The sequence below is a fragment of the Shewanella corallii genome (assembly GCF_023349125.1).
Classification (GTDB): domain Bacteria; phylum Pseudomonadota; class Gammaproteobacteria; order Enterobacterales; family Shewanellaceae; genus Shewanella; species Shewanella corallii.
On record NZ_JAKIKT010000002.1, the window covers coordinates 606,114 to 624,862 of the forward strand.

Consider the following 18,749-nt stretch of genomic DNA (forward strand, 5'->3'; position numbering starts at 1 on the left):
TAGACCATCACCTTCCGTTTTCCGGCTTGGGGCATCTGTCTTTCGAGATACTGTCAGGTACTTCCCCTTGTCATAACAGCTCTACCCCAGAACCCTCCCTTGTATTATTTATAATATTTATTAACATTAGTTAAACACAAAATATTTCGCCCGGCAATACCGGCGACCTCGCCTGTTTATGAAGGGAAAGTGTATTTACTGGTTTTCCAGTAGCTTAAAACTGAGGTAGGATGAGTTATCCCGCCAGCAACCTGTGCGCTCCTGACAGTGGGAAGCCAGTTATTATTTACGTGATTAATAAGAAATATTATGGATCTACGCGAGAAGCATAACCTTACCCATCAGCTGACCCACAATCTCGGAATGGAGATTGTTAAAGGCAACTACGCAGTGGGCAGCGGTCTTCCCTCAGAAGCTGATATCTGCTCCATATACAGTGTCAGTCGCAGCGCGACCCGGGAGGCAGTAAAAATGCTCTCGGCCAAAGGCCTGATAACCTCCAGACCCAAGCAAGGCATCAGAGTGATGCCGGAACATAACTGGAATCTGTTCGACACAGATGTACTGAGCTGGATCCTCAGCTCCAAGCCCTCTATCCAGTTGCTGCATGAATTCACCCAGATGCGGGTTGCCATCGAACCCCAGGCCTGCGCATTGGCAGCACTTCAGGCCAATGCTGAGCAGCTGAGAAATATAGAACAGGCACTGAATCGCATGCGAGATGCGGATAATGGTCTGGATGACCCGCTGGAGGCTGATATCGCTTTCCATACGGCAATCCTGGAAGCCAGCTGTAATCGTTTCTTCTACCAGCTGACCAATTTTATCGCCACTGCGCTGCGGGTAAGTATCCGCTATACCAATAGAATCAAAGGGGTTCCCGGAGCTGATGTATTGAAGCACCAGCACATCCTGGACACTATTAAATCCAGAGATGCAGATGCTGCCTACAAGGCCTCGAAGGAGATTCTGGATGAAGCCATAGAACTGATTGAGTCACAGTTTGTAGAGCGCACCACGGCAATGCCAACAATCTGATTTTTTTGAATACAAAAAAGCCGGCAATCACTGCCGGCTTTTTCATTTCAACTCAGTTTTCTTCTGTGGGTGCAGGCGCATCCAGAATGCTGCGAATCTTCTGCAGCTCCTGTCTGGCGTATCTGTGCTCAACAAAATCATAGATATTGGTGGCCAGTGCCAGCTTAAGGTAGTTGGTCGCCTCCTGATAATTCCCCAGTGTCATCTCACGCTTGGCCAGGTAGAAGTATGCTTCGCACAGGCGCTCAATGTACTCAGTAGGGTCTGTCAGATCCGCCTTGGCCAGGTCAAACAGTTGCTCCTTGGTCAGTCGTCCCAGATAGAAATCAACCAAAGCGCTGGACCAGGCACCGTCAGGCAGAGTACCTCTGTGTTCAGCAAGGTTGGCGAGTGCTGATTCCGGGTCAGTCTCGCTGTCTACGATATAGAGCCATAGCGCCCGATAACCATCCTGGGGCTGCAGCTGATAAAAGGTTTGCAGATCGCCGACCGCCAGCTCATTGCGATCACCATAGTAAAGGGCGATACCTCGATTCAGGAAGGCATAGTCATAGTCAGGTGCCAGCTCAAGCACACCATCGAACGCCTCATAGGCACTCTCATATTCCCCTTCCTGGGTGTAGTAGATCCCCAGGAAATTGTAGGCGTCGGCTAACTGAGGCTCAATTTTCAGGGCCTGATGAAAGTCTATACGGGCCAGCAGCCGCAGACCGACGCTGTCGTATACTACACCGCGCTCATAGAGGAAGCGGGCTCGCTGCTCAGGAGACAACTCCATGGTACCCAGAATCTCATTGAGCTTGGCCAGAGTAACCTCTTTCTTGTACTCAGGCATAGGTGGCACTACCACCATCTTGCCTTCCAGATCGGTACGCTCAGGTGTACTGCTGCAGCCAGTGGTCAACAGGCTTAATCCCAGTGTTACAGCCAGTAACGTGTCGGGAAATCTCAATTTCATCCTTTATCACCTTCAATATTTGATCCGGCGGCTTTGCCTTTACTGCAGACATTCAGCCAAACTCGATAGCTCCATAATAGCAACCCGCTCATCATGGCGCCATCGACAAAAGTCACTGTTTTCATTTAGGAAGCTACGATGGATAAACCACAGACAACAAAAAAGGAGACCCTAAGGTCTCCTTTTAACTCATTCACTTAAGTGAATTATTCAGCTGCTGGCTCTTTAGCCTTGGCTTCTTTGATAGACAGACGTACACGGCCCTGACGGTCCACTTCCATCACTTTAACGTCTACTTCCTGGTTCAGCTGCAGGTGGTCAGATACGTTGGTCACACGCTCTTCAGCAATCTGAGAGATGTGAACCAGACCATCTTTGCCTGGCAGGATGTTAACGAAGGCACCGAAGTCGACGATACGGATAACTTTACCCTTGTAGATACGACCTACTTCTACTTCAGAAGTGATCTCTTCGATACGACGGATAGCTTCACGGGTAGCATCGCCATTGGTAGAGGCGATCTTAACTGTACCGTCATCTTCCAGTTCAATGGTAGTACCGGTTTCTTCGGTCAGAGCACGGATAGTCGCGCCGCCCTTACCAATTACATCACGGATCTTCTCTGGGTTGATCTTGATGGTGGTAATGCGTGGAGCGTGATCAGAGATATCATCACGTGGCGCTTCAATCGCCTGGTCCATCACGTTCAGAATGTGAACACGGGCACCGTATGCTTGCTGCAGAGCGATTTCCATGATCTCTTTGGTGATACCTTCGATCTTGATGTCCATCTGCAGAGCAGTAATACCGTCGCGGGTACCGGCTACTTTGAAGTCCATGTCGCCCAGGTGGTCTTCGTCACCCAGGATGTCAGACAGAACCACGAAGTTGTCACCTTCTTTCACCAGACCCATAGCAATACCAGCTACAGAAGTCTTGATAGGTACACCGGCATCCATCAGAGCCAGAGAAGTACCACATACAGAAGCCATGGAAGAAGAACCATTGGATTCGGTGATTTCAGATACTACACGTACTGAATATGGGAACTCGTCAGAAGTTGGCATTACTGCGTTGATACCACGCCATGCCAGCTTACCATGACCAATTTCACGACGCTTAGGTGAACCAACCATACCGGTTTCACCTACAGAGTATGGAGGGAAGTTATAGTGCAGCATGAAGCGGTTAGTGCGCTCGCCCATGATAGAGTCGATCTTCTGTGCGTCACGCTCGGTACCCAGAGTACAGGTAACCAGTGCCTGAGTTTCACCACGGGTGAACAGAGCACTACCGTGGGTACGTGGCAATACACCGGCCATTACGCTCAGGGCACGAACCATATCTGGCTCACGGCCATCGATACGTGGCATACCGGCGATGATACGGCTACGTACTACCTGCTTCTCCAGGCTACCCAGCAGATCGCTGGCTTCACGTACGTCCAGCTCAGGATTGGCTTCCTGCAGCTTCTCGATGGTGGCTTTCTTGATCGCGCCAACAGCTTCGTAACGCTCTTGCTTGGCAGTGATCTGGTAAGCGTTGGTCAGGCTTTCTTCAGCCAGTTCTTTGATCTGCTCAACCAGAGTCTGGTCTTTTTCCGGAGCAGTCCAGTCCCAACGTGGCTTAGCGGCTTCGGCCGCAAACTCGTTGATGGCGTTGATAACAGCCTGCTGCTGATCGTGACCATATACTACTGCGCCCAGCATTACTTCTTCTGGCAGAGCTTTAGCTTCAGACTCAACCATCAGTACTGCGCCTTGAGTACCGGCAACAACCAGATCCAGCTCAGAGTTCAAACGCTCTTCAGCACCTGGGTTCAGAGTATATTCGCCATTTACATAACCAACACGGGCTGCACCCAGTGGGCCATTAAATGGAATACCAGAGATAGCCAGAGCAGCAGATGTACCGATCATGGAAACAATGTCCGGCTCAATCTGTGGGTCAACGGAAACAACGGTGATGATCACCTGAACTTCATTGGTGAAACCGTCAGGGAACAGTGGGCGGATTGGACGGTCGATCAGACGTGCAATCAGAGTCTCGTCTTCAGATGGACGGCCTTCACGCTTGAAGAAACCACCAGGGATCTTACCGGCTGCGTAAGTCTTTTCCTGATAGTTTACAGTCAGAGGGAAGAAGTCACGGCCCGGATCGGCTTGCTTCTTGCCGACAACAGTTACCAGAACAGTGGTATCGCCCATGCTGGCCAGAACGGCTGCATCAGCTTGACGTGCAATTACGCCTGTTTCCAGGGTGACAGTATGCTGACCATACTCAAAACTTTTTACGATAGGATTCACTTGACCCATTCCTTAATTTAATGACCTTAAATACGCGCGTAAGTATACTGCAAGTACTTGTGACAGATAAAGTGCTGCCTGTACCCGCAAGCCGCTTATTTTGCGGTATCCCGCCCGCTGCCGACTGCGCCTCGATATCCTGCTACACAGGCCTTCCGCCTCGCTTTTGTTCGCTTACGCTGCAGTTACCAACCCCATGATTGTCATTAAAAAGTCATAAAAAAAGCCACCTATCGGTGGCTTTGAAACAACAAAAAAGGAGGCAGGAGCCTCCTTTCTTTGAGCGAGACGCGAAATTAGCGACGCAGACCCAGCTTCTGGATCAGAGCTACGTAACGGTCGTTTTCAGTGCGCTTCAGGTAAGCCAGCAGCTTACGACGAGCGCTAACCATGCGCAGCAGACCACGACGAGAGTGGTGATCGTGGATGTGCTCTTTGAAGTGGCCTTGCAGGTGGTTGATCTGCGCAGTCAGCAGAGCTACCTGAACTTCAGTAGAACCAGTGTCGTTTTCACCGCGGCCGAATTCGGCAACGATTTGTGCTTTCGCTTCAGTACTTAGTGACATGTGTCTCTCCAAGATATCAATGTTAATCTTCAGCCGATCACTAACTCAGCCGAAGGGAGCGGTATTTTAGCCAGATTCGTCAGCAGGCGCAAGCGCCCGGGCTGAACCAGGACCAATTAATAACCAAGATCAATCCTGACCTGGTTGCTGCAGCACAATCAAACGCTTGGGCGCCAGCAGACCATCATCGTTCATCTGACCTATACCCACAAACTGGCGTGCTTCACCCAGAGTGATGCGTACCAGGGTATCTGACGGCAAACCTGCGACCTGAACCGGGTTACCATTCATCAGATAACCAGCAGCCGACTCATGCACATTGGCTTCAGGCAGATCAGCCACGGCAGTGTCCATCGGCAACAGAATAGGATCCAGCAGCTCTTTGGGCGCAATTTCCTGTTCACGTGCTTGCTCCAGCAAGGCTTCCAACTGCTCCAGAGTTACCATTTTTTCATAAGGGTAACCGGCAACAGCAGTGCGACGCAGCATAATGACATGAGCACCACAGCCCAGCATTTCACCCAAATCGTCGATGATAGTGCGGATATAGGTGCCTTTGGAGCAGTGAATATCCAGCGTCAGTTCATCGTTTTCCAGCTTGATAAAGTTCAGCTCGAATACTGTGATTGGGCGGGCTTCGCGGGGGACTTCCTTGCCTTCGCGGGCATACTTGTACAGAGGCTGCCCCTGATACTTGAGCGCAGAGTACATGGAAGGCACCTGCATGGTGTCGCCACGGAAGTGTTCCAGTGCATTCAGCAGCTGCTGTTCGCTGAAAGCCACTTCACGGGTTTGCACCACTTCGCCATCACTGTCGCTGGTATCAGTTCGCTCACCCAGCTTGGCTGTCACCAGATAACGCTTATCCGCATCCAGCAGGTGAGAAGAGAACTTGGTCGCTTCTCCCAGACAGATAGGCAGCATGCCTGTAGCCAGAGGGTCCAGCGCGCCTGTATGACCGGCTTTGGCCGCATTATAGATACGCTTCACCCTTTGCAGCACATGGTTGGAGCTTTCACCGGTTGGCTTGTCCAGCAGCACTATGCCGTCAATGAAACGGCCTTTGGGGCGGCGGGCCATCAGGCTTCCTCTCCGTTGTCCTTGTCATCTTCAGCGCCGAACTTCTCGGCTTTGGCCTGATCAGACTTGATAACCTGACTCACCAGATTGGACATGCGCATACCTTCAACCAGAGAAGCATCGTAAACGAACTTTAGCTCTGGCATCACACGAAGCTTCATGCGACCTGCCACCAGAGTGCGGATGTAAGGCGCCGCTGCAGCCAGTGCTGCCAGCTTGTCCTCAACCGCCTCTGGATTGTCTTCAAAGAAGGTCACAAATACACGGGCAAAGCTCAGGTCACGGGATACTTCAACATCATTTACCGTCACCATGCCAACCCGAGGGTCTTTAATTTCCCGCATCAGTACCATGGCCAGCTCCTGTTGCAGCTGCTGACCGATACGACGGGTACGACTGAATTCTTTTGCCATATTAATCACCAAAGGGCGGCCATATTCGCACCGGCAACCTCAGAACAAATCTGATGTCACCGGCGCGGATATCGGCCGCCCTTGTCAAATACTACTTATTTACAGGGTACGTGCGACTTCAACGGTCTCGAATACTTCGATCTGATCGCCTACGCGAACGTCGTTGTAGTTCTTAACGCCGATACCACATTCCATACCGTTGCGGACTTCGTTAACGTCATCCTTGAAGCGACGCAGAGACTCCAGTTCGCCTTCATAGATAACCACGTTTTCACGCAGTACACGGATTGGCGCGCTGCGCTTCACGATACCTTCAGTCACCATACAACCTGCGATAGCACCCAGTTTAGGCGACTTGAACACGTCACGTACTTCAGCCAGACCGATAATCTGCTGCTTGAACTCAGGAGCCAGCATACCGCTCATTGCGCTGCGAACTTCATCGATCAGGTCATAGATTACACTGTAGTAGCGCAGATCTACGGCTTCAGCTTCAATGGTCTTACGTGCCTGAGCATCCGCACGAACGTTAAAGCCAACCATAATCGCGTTGGACGCTGCAGCCAGAGTCGCATCGGTTTCGGTCAGTGCACCAACGCCACGGGCGATGATGTTCACTTTCACTTCGTCGGTAGACAGTTTGGCCAGAGAGTCTGCAATCGCTTCCAGAGAACCCTGTACGTCAGCTTTCAGTACGATGTTCAGCTCCTGAACTTCGCCTTCGGTCATGTTGGCAAACATGTTCTCCAGCTTGGCCTTCTGCTGACGTGCCAGTTTCACTTCGCGGAACTTACCCTGACGGTACAGAGCAACTTCACGAGCTTTACGCTCATCACGAACAACTGTGGCTTCATCACCGGCAGACGGTACACCGGACAGACCCAGGATCTCTACCGGGATAGATGGACCTGCTTCAGTGATGGACTTACCGTTCTCATCCTTCATCGCACGGATTTTACCGTACTCCAGACCACACAGAACGATATCACCCTGACGCAGAGTACCTTCCTGAACCAAAACAGTCGCTACAGGACCACGGCCCTTGTCCAGTTTGGATTCAATCACAACACCGGCAGCCATACCTTCACGACGTGCAGTCAGTTCCAGTACTTCAGCTTGCAGCAGGATAGCTTCCAGCAGCTCGTCTACACCGGTACCAGCTTTTGCTGACACGTGTACGAACATGTTGTCGCCGCCCCAATCTTCAGACATCACGTTGTGCTGAGCCAGCTCAGTCTTAACGCGGTCCGGATCGGCTTCTGGCTTATCCATCTTGTTCACAGCAACAATCAGAGGCACGTTACCGGCCTTGGCGTGCTGAATCGCTTCGATGGTCTGAGGCATAACACCGTCATCGGCTGCCACAACCAGAATTACGATATCGGTCGCTTTAGCACCACGGGCACGCATTGCGGTAAACGCAGCGTGACCAGGAGTATCCAGGAAGGTCACCATGCCGTTGTCGGTTTCTACATGGTAGGCACCGATATGCTGGGTAATACCACCTGCTTCGCCAGCCGCAACTTTAGCGCGACGGATATAATCCAGCAGAGAGGTCTTACCGTGGTCAACGTGACCCATGATGGTCACAACCGGTGCACGAGGCTCCATTTGCTCATCGTCGTCACGGTCAGCCAGTACCTGATGCTCCAGCTCGTTTTCACGCAGCAGAACTACCTTGTGGCCCATCTCCTCAGCAACCAGCTGAGCAGTTTCCTGGTCCAGTACCTGGTTAATAGTTACCATGGAGCCCATCTTCATCATCTGCTTGATGATTTCAGTAGCTTTCACTGCCATTTTCTGAGCCAGCTCAGCAACAGTGACAGTTTCGCCTACACGAACTTCACGGTTAACGGCAGCAACTGGCTTGTTAAAGCCATGAGCCATAGACTTAGGTGCTGCTTTGCCTCTCATGTGGCGCTCACGGCCATCACGGGCATCTTTACCGCCACGCTTTTTGCCCTGAGTTTTGTTACGGCTGCGACGGCCGCGCTTCTCTTCGTCCATATCACTGCGATCTTCAGCAGCCTGAGCTACTTTAGAAGTGGTCACGTGATGGTCCTGGCTGCGCTCGGCTTCCAGGCGACGTTTCTCTTCTTCTTCCCAACGCTTGGCATTCTCTTCTGCCAAACGACGGGCTTCTTCAGCAGCCTTGGCTGCTTCTTCGTCTTGCTTACGTTTCAGAGCTTCCTCCTGAGCACTCTTGATGCGCTCAGCTTCTAGGCGCGCTTCGCGGGCCTCTTCGGTTTCGGGCTCAGCACTCTTTTCGGCGTCAGCTTTCGCTTTGGCTGCAGCTGCTTCAGCTTTCGCCTTGGCGTCTGCCTCAGCTTTTACCTTAGCTTCTGCTTCTGCTTTAGCGCGGGCTTCTGCTTCTGCCTGGGCAGCGGCCTCAGCAGCTGCTTGCGCTTCTGCTTCTGCACGTGCCTGCTCTTCAGCTTCCGCCTTCAATGCTGCCGGGTCACGCTTGACGAAAGTACGCTTCTTACGTACTTCCACTTTTACGTCTTTGGACTGACCACCGCCGGCAGATACGCTCAGGGTAGATACAGTCTTACGCTGCAGGGTCATCTTGGTGGGTTGACCGTCAGCGCCGTGCTGCTTTTTCAAAAACTCAATCAGAGTTTGTTTTTCCGCTTCGGAGACAACGTCGTTACGGGACTTGCTAATACCCGCCTGAGAAAACTGCTCAATCAGTCGCTCAACGTCTTTGCCTACTTCCGAAGCCAGTTTTTCTACTGTGTTTTCTGTCATCAGTTAACTCCCCCTGTTGATCGACTTATGCTTCTTCGCCAAACCAACAGATGTTGCGGGCAGCCATGATGAGCTCACCAGCTTTCTCTTCTGTCAATTCTTCAATTTCGATCAAATCATCAATGCCTTGTTCGGCCAAATCTTCCAGTGTGATTACGCCTTTGCTTGCCATAATGTAAGCCAGGTGACGTTCCAAACCTTCCAGAGCCAGCAGGTCAGCGCTTGGTTCAACACCATCCAGCGCCTCTTCCTGTGCCAGTGCACGGGTAGAGATTGCAGCCTTGGCGCGCTCACGCAGCGCTTCAACGATATCTTCGTCCAGGCCGTCAATTTCCAGCAGCTCAGCTACCGGCACATAAGCGATCTCTTCCAGTGAAGTGAAACCTTCATCAGCCAACAGCTGAGCAAAGTCGTCATCGATATCCAGAGAACCGGTGAACAGGTCAACAATCTTGGCGCTTTCGGCCTGATGTTTGGCGTTCATATCTTCCACAGTCATCACGTTCAGAGTCCAGCCGGTCAGCTGGGTCGCCAAACGGATGTTCTGACCGTTACGGCCAATCGCCTGAGCCAGAGAGTCGGCTTCAACAGCGATATCCATGGAGTGGTTATCTTCGTCAACTATGATAGAGGCCACATCAGCCGGTGCCATGGCATTGATCACGAATTGTGCTGGATTATCATCCCACAGCACGATATCAACACGCTCACCACCCAACTCGTTGGAAACGGCCTGAACACGAGCACCGCGCATGCCTACGCAAGCACCGATAGGATCGATACGCTTGTCGTTGGATTTAACGGCGATCTTAGCGCGGCTGCCTGGGTCACGGGCTGCGCCCATAACGTTAATCATTTCGTCTGCAATTTCCGGTACTTCTACACGGAACAGCTCGATCAGCATTTCTGGCTTGGTACGGGTCAGGAACAGCTGAGCACCACGAGCTTCGGGACGTACTGAATACAGCAGTGCGCGAACACGATCACCAGGACGGAAGCTTTCACGGCTGATCAGGTCTTCTTTGTACAAGACGCCGTCAGCATTGTTGCCCAGGTCAACCACTACGCTGTCACGGTTGCTCTTTTTCACCACACCGGTGATCAGCTCGCCTTCTTTATCTTCGAACTGTTCAACAACCTGAGCGCGCTCGGCTTCACGTACTTTCTGTACGATAACCTGCTTGGCAGTCTGGGTAGTGATACGGTCAAAAACCACTGACTCGATTTCATCTTCGATGAATTCACCCAGTTGAATTTCCGGCTCTTCATAACGAGCAGCTTCCAGTGTGATCTCGCGGAATGGGTTTTCCAGCGGCTCACCTGTGTCTTCAACTACCTGCCAACGACGGAAAGTGTCGTAGTGACCTGTCTTGCGATCGATAGCGACACGTACGTCGATATCACCTTCGTACTTCTTCTTGGTAGCGGTTGCCAGCGCATATTCCAACGCTTCAAAAATCTTCTCGCGCGGTACGGCTTTCTCGTTGGATACCGCTTCAGCAACCAGCAGAATCTCTTTGTTCATCGTCTTGCCTCGTTCACCTTTATCCATCAAAATTTCGCAATCACGTTTGCTTTGCGAATGTTATCGATGGCTACGACTTTCTCTTTACCATCCACGGTCAAAGTCAGCATCTGTCCTTCGACTTTGGTGATGGTGCCTCTCATGTTGCGACTACCATCAACCGGCATAGTCAGTTGTACTTTGGCCTCTTCACCCAGGTAGCCTGCGTACTGCTGCGAATTGAACAGCGGACGGTCTACACCGGGAGAAGAAACTTCCAGCGTGTATTCATGGGAGATAGGGTCTTCAACATCGAGTACAGCACTGACCTGACGGCTGGCTTCGGCGCAATCCTCAATATTGATCCCATTCTCACTGTCGATATAGATTCGCAGCGTCGAATGCTTACCTGCCTGCAGGTATTCGATACCCCACAGCTGGTAGCCGAGCGACTCCACAGGCCCTCTAAGCATGTCTGCCAGTCTGTTTTCCAATGTTGCCAAAATAGACCCCCAAAAAAACAAAAAAGGGCTATATAGCCCCAGTACTTTGCCGCTCGTTTTGCGGCCAATGTCAAAGTCCAAATAACAAAAAACCCCGTAATCACGAGGTCATTGCTTAAGAACCTGTATTCAGTAACTAATCTATCAAGACAAGTAACTGGGAGCTGGTTGCGGGGGCCGGATTTGAACCGACGACCTTCGGGTTATGAGCCCGACGAGCTACCAAGCTGCTCCACCCCGCGTCAACTGGGTGCAAGTATATGGTCTTTCACCTTAACTTGCAATCACTGAGGACCTTCTAAACGAATCATCACACAGTGTTAATTTGGTGCCGAGAGCGGGACTTGAACCCGCACGACCGTTAGGTCACAGCCACCTCAAGGCTGCGCGTCTACCAATTCCACCACCTCGGCAAAATCGTTATCAGTCAGGAATCTTGTCCTGAGTCTGATCGGCTGGCTGAGGAGCTTGTTCAACTTGCTCTGCAGCTGTGCCTAAATCGTTCCACGAATCGACTTCTTTGGCATGGTTTGCACTCAGGTTACCGATAACCAGACTCAGTACAAAGAATGCCACAGCCAGAATCGCTGTGCTCCGTGTCAGGAAGTTACCTGAACCACTGGAACCAAACAGGGTACCGGAAGCACCGGCACCGAAGGATGCGCCCATATCGGCACCCTTACCTTGCTGGATCAGAATCAAGCCGACCAGGGCGATTGCGACCAACAAGTAAACAACAATCAGTACATTGTACATATTACGCGCTCATTGCTATGGAACATAAACTTAAAAACTCGCTCGAGTTTAAGCTAGCTCCGCCAATCAGTCCACCATCAACATCAGGTTGGGCGAACAGGTCAGCAGCATTACCCGGGGTTACACTGCCACCATAAAGAATTCTGATATTTTCCCCAATGAATGGAGACACTTCAGAGAGACGCTTGCGTATAAACGCGTGTACTTCCTGTGCCTGCTCTGGGGTTGCGCTCTTACCGGTTCCTACTGCCCATAGCGGTTCGTAGGCGATAATTGCGTTATCAAAAGCCATGGTACCGTTTTTCTCGATAACCACATCCAACTCTTCTGCAATCACCTCAAAGGTGCGTCTTGCTTCTCGAGCCGGACCAGACTCACCAACACAAAGGATTGGAGTCAAACCGTGCTTTTGTGCTGCAGCAAATTTTTCTGCAACTATGTCACTGGTTTCGCCATACATACGACGGCGTTCAGAATGACCGATAATGACATATCGGCAACCGGCATCTTTTAACATTTTGCCGGACACTTCGCCTGTATAAGCACCGAAATCGTGCTGACTCAGGTTTTGAGCGCCCATTCTTACCAGGCAACCATTCAAGGCTTCTTTATTCGCTTCCATCAACTGCCTGACACTTTCCAGGTAGATTGAAGGTGGACAAAGTACCACTTCTGCTGAATCATCTTGGAGCTTGGCAGCGAATTTCTTGAAAAGCTCCTGCGCCAACTGCGCATCGCCGTTCATTTTCCAGTTGCCAGCAACCATTGGACGTCTGAGTGCCATCTCTGTCTCCTCTGAAAGCGGCGTGAATAATAGCGAACCGCCCTTTAACTTACAATACCCAAGGCCGTTATTTTTGTTATAACAGGCGAGAATGATTACTTTTTATTCTTAAAGCTAATTCTTTGCTCAGGGATAAAACAAAGGCGATGCAGTTTTCACCACATCGCCTTGTGACTGCCTATCCGATCAGGCGCGTACACGCTTTACTGTGTCGGCGATCATATTGGCCAGAGAGGTCACTTCAGCCTCATCTGCACCTTCTACCATCACCCGCAACAGAGGTTCTGTACCTGATTTTCTCAGCAGTACCCGGCCGGTTTCACCCAACTGAGCCTCCGCTTTTTCTTTGGCAGCAATTACCTCTGCATGCAGCAGAGGATCGTCCTGGCCTTCAAAGCGAACATTGACCAATACCTGAGGGAACATGGTTAAGCCATCCAGCATGGCTTCAAAAGGCTTACCCTGACGCTGCATAGCGGCCAGCACCAGAATACCGGCCACAATGCCGTCACCAGTGGTACCATGGTCAAGATCCAGGATATGGCCGGAGTTTTCACCGCCGATACGCCAGCCCTTCTCTTTCAGCAACTCCATCACATAGCGATCACCGACTTTAGAGCGGGCAAACGGAACACTGCGCTCTTTCAGCGCCAGCTCCAGGCCCAGATTGGACATCTGAGTACCCACTACACCACCTGTCAGTGCACCTCGAGCCTGAGCTTCACATGCCAGGATATATAGAATTTGGTCACCATCAACCACATTACCGTGGCGGTCGACCATCATGATACGGTCGCCATCGCCATCCAGAGCAATACCCAAATCGGCCTGATGCTCCAACACGGCTTCACAAATAGCGCCCATAGAGGTAGCACCGACTTTGTCGTTAATATTGATACCGTTCGGCTTTACACCAATAGCGATAACGTCTGCACCCAGCTCTTTAAATACGCTTGGCGCTATGTGGTATGTCGCCCCATGGGCACAGTCCACCACTATCTTCAGCCCTTCAAGTGTCTGATCAGCAGGGAAGTTACCCTTGCAGTACTCGATATAGCGACCGGCAGCATCATCAATACGTGACACTTTTCCCAGCAGGTGCGACTCTACGCACTCCATAGGTTTTTCCAGCTCAGCTTCGATAGCCAATTCGATTTCATCGTCCAGCTTGCTGCCATCGGTAGAGAAGAACTTGATGCCGTTATCATAGTAAGGATTATGAGAAGCGCTGATCACCACACCGGCTTCTGCGCGAAACGTGCGGGTCAGATAGGCGACGGCGGGTGTTGGCATAGGGCCCATCAGCATGACATTCAGACCTGCAGCAGACAGTCCGGCTTCCAAAGCAGACTCAAACAGGTAACCGGAAATACGGGTGTCTTTACCGATAATCACTTTCTTGGTGCCACTCCGGCTTAACACTCGACCTGCAGCCCAACCCAGCTTTAACGCCAGTTCCGGGGTCATCTTGCCGCTGCCAACTTTGCCGCGGATCCCATCAGTCCCAAAAAACTTTCTCATTATTGTTCCTTACTTACCACACTCAAATATCAAATCCGTCTGACTCTGGCGCCTAACGTCTCAGTTGGCGACAGATATTAAATATTTTAACAGTGTCCACGGTCTGTTCCACATCGTGTACACGAACAATATGTGCCCCAAGCTGCAGTGATTGCAGAGCACCGGCCAAACTTCCGGCCAATCTGTCTTTGGGTTCACGTCCCAATAAGCCGCCTATCATACTCTTTCTGGACAAACCAATCAGCAGGGGCAGCTGAAATTCATGAAACTCATCCAGATTTGCCAGCAGCTGATAGTTATGTTCGAGGGTTTTTCCGAACCCAAAGCCAACATCCAGCATAATACGCTCTCTTGGGATTCCAGCGGCTTGGCAGGCCTGAATTCGTTCCCTGAAAAATGCTTTCACATCTGAGACGACATCTTCATATTGAGGCGCTTGCTGCATAGTTCTCGGTTGTCCCTGCATATGCATAAGACAAACCGGAACGTCGGAAGTTGCAGCCGCCTCAAGTGCCCCTGGCTCCTGCAGTGCTCTGACATCATTAATGATATGAGCACCGGCCTTGACGGCCTGACGCATCAGTTCAGCCTTACTGGTATCAACAGAGATCCACACATCATGGTACCTGGCAACGTACTCAACCAGAGGAATGACCCGTTTGAGCTCCTCCTCAAGCGCAACGTCTGCGGCACCCGGACGGGTTGACTCGCCACCAATATCGATAATTCCAGCTCCCTGAGCCACCATCTCATCCGCATGACGACAGGCAGACTCATAGGCTGCAAATTCACCACCATCGGAAAATGAGTCGGGTGTCACATTCAAAATCCCCATTACCACGGGGGCATCCAACTCCAGAGTTTTGCCATGGGCTTCCAGCTTGAACAATCCTATTCTCCTTAAAACAAGAAAACCCCTCGCGGGGTTTTCTTAAAAACAATATCTACTGCATTACTTGGCTGGTGACTCGCCCGGCTCCTGGATGTCGGTATCAACGACTTCCTGCGCCTCTGGCTCAGCAGGCTTAACTTCCTGACCACCCTGAGGGGTAGAACCATTACCACCGTTACCATTGTCATCCTGCCAATCAGCAGGTGGACGTACATCGCGACGGGCCATCAGATCATCAATCTGAGGAGAATCGATGGTTTCATACTTCATCAGAGCGTCTTTCATGGAGTGCAGAATATCCATGTTCTCTTCCAGGATCTGCTTGGCACGCTGATAGTTACGGTCAATTATCACCTTGATTTCACTATCAATAATGGCTGCTGTGTCATCTGACATATGCTTGGATTTAGCCATTGAGCGACCCAGGAAAACTTCACCTTCCTCTTCCGCATACAACAAAGGACCCAGCTTGTCAGAGAAGCCCCATTGAGTCACCATGTTGCGGGCGATAGAGGTCGCGTACTTAATGTCCTGAGATGCACCGGTAGAAACCGCTTCATCACCAAAGATCAACTCTTCAGCCAGACGACCACCGTACGCTACGGAGATTTGACACTCCAGCTTACGACGGCTCTGACTCACAGCATCGGCTTCCGGCAGGAAGAAGGTCACACCCAGAGCACGACCACGAGGGATAATGGTCACCTTGTGCAGCGGGTCATGCTCAGGCATCAGATAGCCCACAATCGCGTGACCGGCTTCATGGTATGCCGTCATCTCTTTATCCTGCTCAGACATCACCATAGAACGGCGCTCAGCACCCATCATGATCTTGTCTTTAGCACGTTCAAACTCTTCCATGCCAACCAGCTTACGATTACCACGGGCAGCAAACAGCGCAGCTTCGTTTACCAGGTTGGCCAGATCCGCGCCTGAGAAGCCAGGGGTACCGCGGGCAATCACACTGGCTTTCACATCGTCACCGATAGGCACTTTGCGCATATGCACTTTCAGGATCTGCTCACGGCCACGAACATCTGGCAAGCCAACAACTACCTGACGGTCGAAACGGCCTGGACGCAACAGTGCAGCATCCAGTACATCAGGACGGTTGGTCGCAGCGATAACAATAATACCTTCGTTACCTTCGAAGCCATCCATCTCAACCAGCATCTGGTTCAGGGTCTGCTCACGCTCATCGTGACCACCGCCCAAGCCGGCACCACGCTGACGGCCTACCGCGTCGATCTCGTCGATGAAGATGATACAAGGAGCAGACTTTTTAGCCTGTTCAAACATGTCACGAACACGGGATGCACCCACACCCACAAACATTTCAACGAAGTCAGAACCTGAGATGGTAAAGAAAGGCACCTTGGCTTCACCGGCAATCGCCTTGGCCAGCAGTGTCTTACCTGTACCTGGAGGGCCTACCATCAATACGCCGGTAGGAATACGGCCGCCCAGACGCTGGAACTTGGTTGGGTCACGCAGATAATCCACCAGTTCTTTCACTTCTTCTTTGGCTTCATCACAACCAGCCACATCGACGAAAGTGGTCTTGATCTGATCTTCGCTCATCAGTTTGGCTTTGCTCTTGCCGAAGGACATAGCGCCCTTACCGCCGCCGCCCTGCATCTGGCGCATAAAGAAGATCCAAACACCAATCAACAGCAGCATTGGGAACCAAGAGATAAAGATCTGGGTCAGGAAACCGGACTCTTCAGCCTCCTGGCCTTTAACTTTCACCCCTTTTTTCAACAGGTCGTTGATCAGGTCACGGTCATAAATAGGCATGATGGTAGTGAACTTATCACCACTACGCATAGTGCCAACTATGGTGCGCTGGTCAGCTTTAAATTCGGCAGTGGCAACACGGTTGTTTTCCACGTCCTGAACGAAGGTTGAATAATCCATCTTCGACGCTGAGGACGAAGTAGGGGAAATACCCTGGAATACCGACATCAGCACTACCGCGATGACGACCCAGAGAATCAGGTTTTTTGCCATGTCACTCAAGTTCTTAGACCTCATTAAAGTCCTGCGATGATTGTCGCTAGGTTACTACAACTTATACCCGGTCGCCACCAGATACACTTCCCTTGAACGGGGGCGCGAGGAATCCGGCTTACGGGTCTTGACAGTTTTGAAAGCCGCTCTCACCGCCTTCATATACTCGTCAAAGCCCTCTCCCTGAAATACCTTAACTGCGAAGCTGCCATTTGGCGCCAGTACCTGATGACACATATCCAATGCTAGTTCAACAAGATACATTGCGCGCGGTTGATCAACACCATCACTGCCGCTCATGTTTGGCGCCATGTCTGACAATACGACGTCAACTTTGGCATCGCCCACTCGATTTAACAGAGCGTCCAGCACTTTATCTTCGCGGAAATCGCCCTGCAGGAAATCGACACCAACGATTGGGTCCATCGGCAAAATATCACAGGCGATAACTTTGCCCTTTTCACCCACCAGCTTCACGGCAATTTGAGACCAACCACCGGGAGCAGCCCCCAAATCCACCACTGTCATACCAGGTTTGATCAGTTGATCTTTCTGCTGCAACTCTTCCAGCTTGAAGGCGGCGCGAGAACGCAAACCACGCTTTTGAGAGAGTTTTACATAGTGATCATCAAAGTGTTCCTGCATCCAACGGGTGGAGCTGGCTGAACGTTTTTTTGCTGACATCGAATTCCCGAAACAAAATCAGAGTTACACCTAAGCTATATGAGGGTAGAATACCCGTTTTTCAATGGTAACTCAGCAAAAGTTGGTATAAATGAACCTGACAACCAAACAAAAACAGTACCTCAAAGGACTGGCGCACAATTTAAAGCCAGTGGTACTGCTCGGGGCCAACGGCCTGACTGAGGGCGTGCTGGCAGAAATCGACAACGCACTGCAACACCACGAGCTGATCAAGGTCAAAGTGCCTACTACTGATCGCGAAGTGAAACTTGCTATCGTCGACGCCATCGTCCGCGAAACCGGCGCAGTGAACGTTCAATTGATCGGTCACAATGCCGTACTGTATCGTCAGTCCGAAGAGATGAAGATCGCTATTCCTAAAGCGCGCTAATCATCACCGGATCGAAAAAGCCGCTCGACTATCCCACGATAGCGAGCGGCTTTTTTGTACCTTGCCGAGCTGAAATATAAATTAAATATATTCCACGCTGACAATTTCAAAGTCAGTAATGCCACCAGGTGTTTGAATACTCACCTCATCACCCTCGTTTTTACCGATCAGGCCACGAGCGATAGGAGAATTCACTGACAGCAGATTTTCTTTAATATTGGCTTCGTCATCCCCTACGATGCGGTAAGTCACTTCATCTTCAGTGTCCAAATTCATGATGGTCACAGTTACGCCGAAAATCACCTTGCCGGTATTTTCCATCTTGGTGACATCGATAATCTGAGCATTGGACAGCTTGCCTTCGATATCACGGATACGCGCTTCGCACAGGCCCTGCTCTTCGCGGGCGGCGTGGTATTCAGCGTTTTCCTTCAGATCCCCCAGTTCACGGGCAGTGGCAATAGCCTCGGAGATGTGTGGACGACGTTCAAACTTCAGCATATCCAGCTCTTGCTGCAAACGCTCGGCACCAACTACCGTCATAGGAACCTTATTCATAATTCTCTTTCGTCTCCTGTAAAACAAAAGCAGC

17 protein-coding genes and 2 tRNA genes are annotated in these 18,749 nt (G+C 51.1%); 2 read left to right on the forward strand and 17 right to left on the reverse strand.

From position 1 onward, the window contains the following. Positions 1-309 precede the first annotated feature (309 nt). Positions 310-1,038 (forward strand): FadR/GntR family transcriptional regulator, encoded by a 729-nt coding sequence (locus L2725_RS07930; RefSeq protein WP_115136099.1) that lies wholly within the window; start codon positions 310-312, stop codon positions 1,036-1,038. A gap of 52 nt (positions 1,039-1,090) precedes the next feature. Here the strand turns inward: L2725_RS07930 and nlpI are convergent, their stop codons facing one another. From nlpI to rlmE, 16 genes are all read right to left on the reverse strand, one after another. Beyond that, positions 1,091-1,996 carry a lipoprotein NlpI gene (gene nlpI, locus L2725_RS07935; protein ID WP_248935328.1) on the reverse strand — a complete coding sequence of 302 codons (906 nt, stop codon included), beginning with the start codon at positions 1,994-1,996 and terminating at the stop codon, positions 1,091-1,093. A gap of 206 nt (positions 1,997-2,202) precedes the next feature. After that, positions 2,203-4,302 carry a polyribonucleotide nucleotidyltransferase gene (pnp, locus tag L2725_RS07940; protein ID WP_249248445.1) on the reverse strand — a complete coding sequence of 700 codons (2,100 nt, stop codon included), beginning with the start codon at positions 4,300-4,302 and terminating at the stop codon, positions 2,203-2,205. A gap of 296 nt (positions 4,303-4,598) precedes the next feature. Continuing rightward, positions 4,599-4,868: a 30S ribosomal protein S15 gene (gene rpsO / locus L2725_RS07945; protein WP_115136102.1), complete on the reverse strand. Its 270-nt coding sequence runs from the start codon at positions 4,866-4,868 to the stop codon at positions 4,599-4,601. 129 nt (positions 4,869-4,997) lie between these two features. Further along, positions 4,998-5,948, reverse strand: a complete 951-nt coding sequence (truB, locus tag L2725_RS07950; RefSeq protein ID WP_249248446.1) for a tRNA pseudouridine(55) synthase TruB — start codon at positions 5,946-5,948, stop codon at positions 4,998-5,000. Then, positions 5,948-6,361, reverse strand: coding sequence for a 30S ribosome-binding factor RbfA (gene rbfA / locus L2725_RS07955; RefSeq protein WP_248935331.1), 414 nt, complete (start codon positions 6,359-6,361; stop codon positions 5,948-5,950). Before rbfA ends, truB begins: the two co-directional genes overlap by 1 nt. Before the next feature lie 99 nt (positions 6,362-6,460). After that, on the reverse strand, positions 6,461-9,112 hold the full coding sequence (gene infB / locus L2725_RS07960) for a translation initiation factor IF-2 (RefSeq protein WP_248935332.1): 2,652 nt from the start codon (positions 9,110-9,112) through the stop codon (positions 6,461-6,463). Between the two features lie 25 nt (positions 9,113-9,137). Then, positions 9,138-10,637, reverse strand: coding sequence for a transcription termination factor NusA (nusA, locus tag L2725_RS07965; protein WP_115136319.1), 1,500 nt, complete (start codon positions 10,635-10,637; stop codon positions 9,138-9,140). A 26-nt stretch (positions 10,638-10,663) separates the two neighbouring features. Further along, on the reverse strand, positions 10,664-11,119 hold the full coding sequence (gene rimP / locus L2725_RS07970; protein ID WP_115136320.1) for a ribosome maturation factor RimP: 456 nt from the start codon (positions 11,117-11,119) through the stop codon (positions 10,664-10,666). A 165-nt stretch (positions 11,120-11,284) separates the two neighbouring features. After that, a tRNA-Met gene (locus L2725_RS07975) sits at positions 11,285-11,361 on the reverse strand. 84 nt (positions 11,362-11,445) lie between these two features. Beyond that, a tRNA-Leu gene (locus tag L2725_RS07980) sits at positions 11,446-11,532 on the reverse strand. 10 nt (positions 11,533-11,542) lie between these two features. Further along, entirely contained in the window at positions 11,543-11,875 is a 333-nt protein-coding gene (gene secG, locus L2725_RS07985; protein WP_248935333.1) for a preprotein translocase subunit SecG, read from the reverse strand. 1 nt (position 11,876) lies between these two features. Continuing rightward, positions 11,877-12,659, reverse strand: a complete 783-nt coding sequence (gene tpiA, locus L2725_RS07990; RefSeq protein ID WP_248935334.1) for a triose-phosphate isomerase — start codon at positions 12,657-12,659, stop codon at positions 11,877-11,879. 186 nt (positions 12,660-12,845) lie between these two features. Beyond that, positions 12,846-14,180, reverse strand: coding sequence for a phosphoglucosamine mutase (gene glmM / locus L2725_RS07995; protein WP_249248447.1), 1,335 nt, complete (start codon positions 14,178-14,180; stop codon positions 12,846-12,848). A 52-nt stretch (positions 14,181-14,232) separates the two neighbouring features. Further along, positions 14,233-15,069 (reverse strand): dihydropteroate synthase, encoded by an 837-nt coding sequence (gene folP, locus L2725_RS08000; protein WP_249248448.1) that lies wholly within the window; start codon positions 15,067-15,069, stop codon positions 14,233-14,235. A gap of 63 nt (positions 15,070-15,132) precedes the next feature. After that, entirely contained in the window at positions 15,133-17,106 is a 1,974-nt protein-coding gene (gene ftsH / locus L2725_RS08005; protein WP_249248449.1) for an ATP-dependent zinc metalloprotease FtsH, read from the reverse strand. A 30-nt stretch (positions 17,107-17,136) separates the two neighbouring features. After that, complete coding sequence (rlmE, locus tag L2725_RS08010) at positions 17,137-17,766, reverse strand: 23S rRNA (uridine(2552)-2'-O)-methyltransferase RlmE (protein ID WP_248935338.1); 630 nt, start codon at positions 17,764-17,766, stop codon at positions 17,137-17,139. 91 nt (positions 17,767-17,857) lie between these two features. Between rlmE and yhbY the strand changes: the two genes are divergently transcribed. Continuing rightward, on the forward strand, positions 17,858-18,157 hold the full coding sequence (gene yhbY, locus L2725_RS08015) for a ribosome assembly RNA-binding protein YhbY (protein WP_115136111.1): 300 nt from the start codon (positions 17,858-17,860) through the stop codon (positions 18,155-18,157). Positions 18,158-18,238: 81 nt separating this feature from the next. On the opposite strand, the gene greA is transcribed toward yhbY, so the two are convergent. Then, positions 18,239-18,715 carry a transcription elongation factor GreA gene (gene greA / locus L2725_RS08020; protein WP_248935339.1) on the reverse strand — a complete coding sequence of 159 codons (477 nt, stop codon included), beginning with the start codon at positions 18,713-18,715 and terminating at the stop codon, positions 18,239-18,241. Positions 18,716-18,749 lie beyond the last annotated feature (34 nt).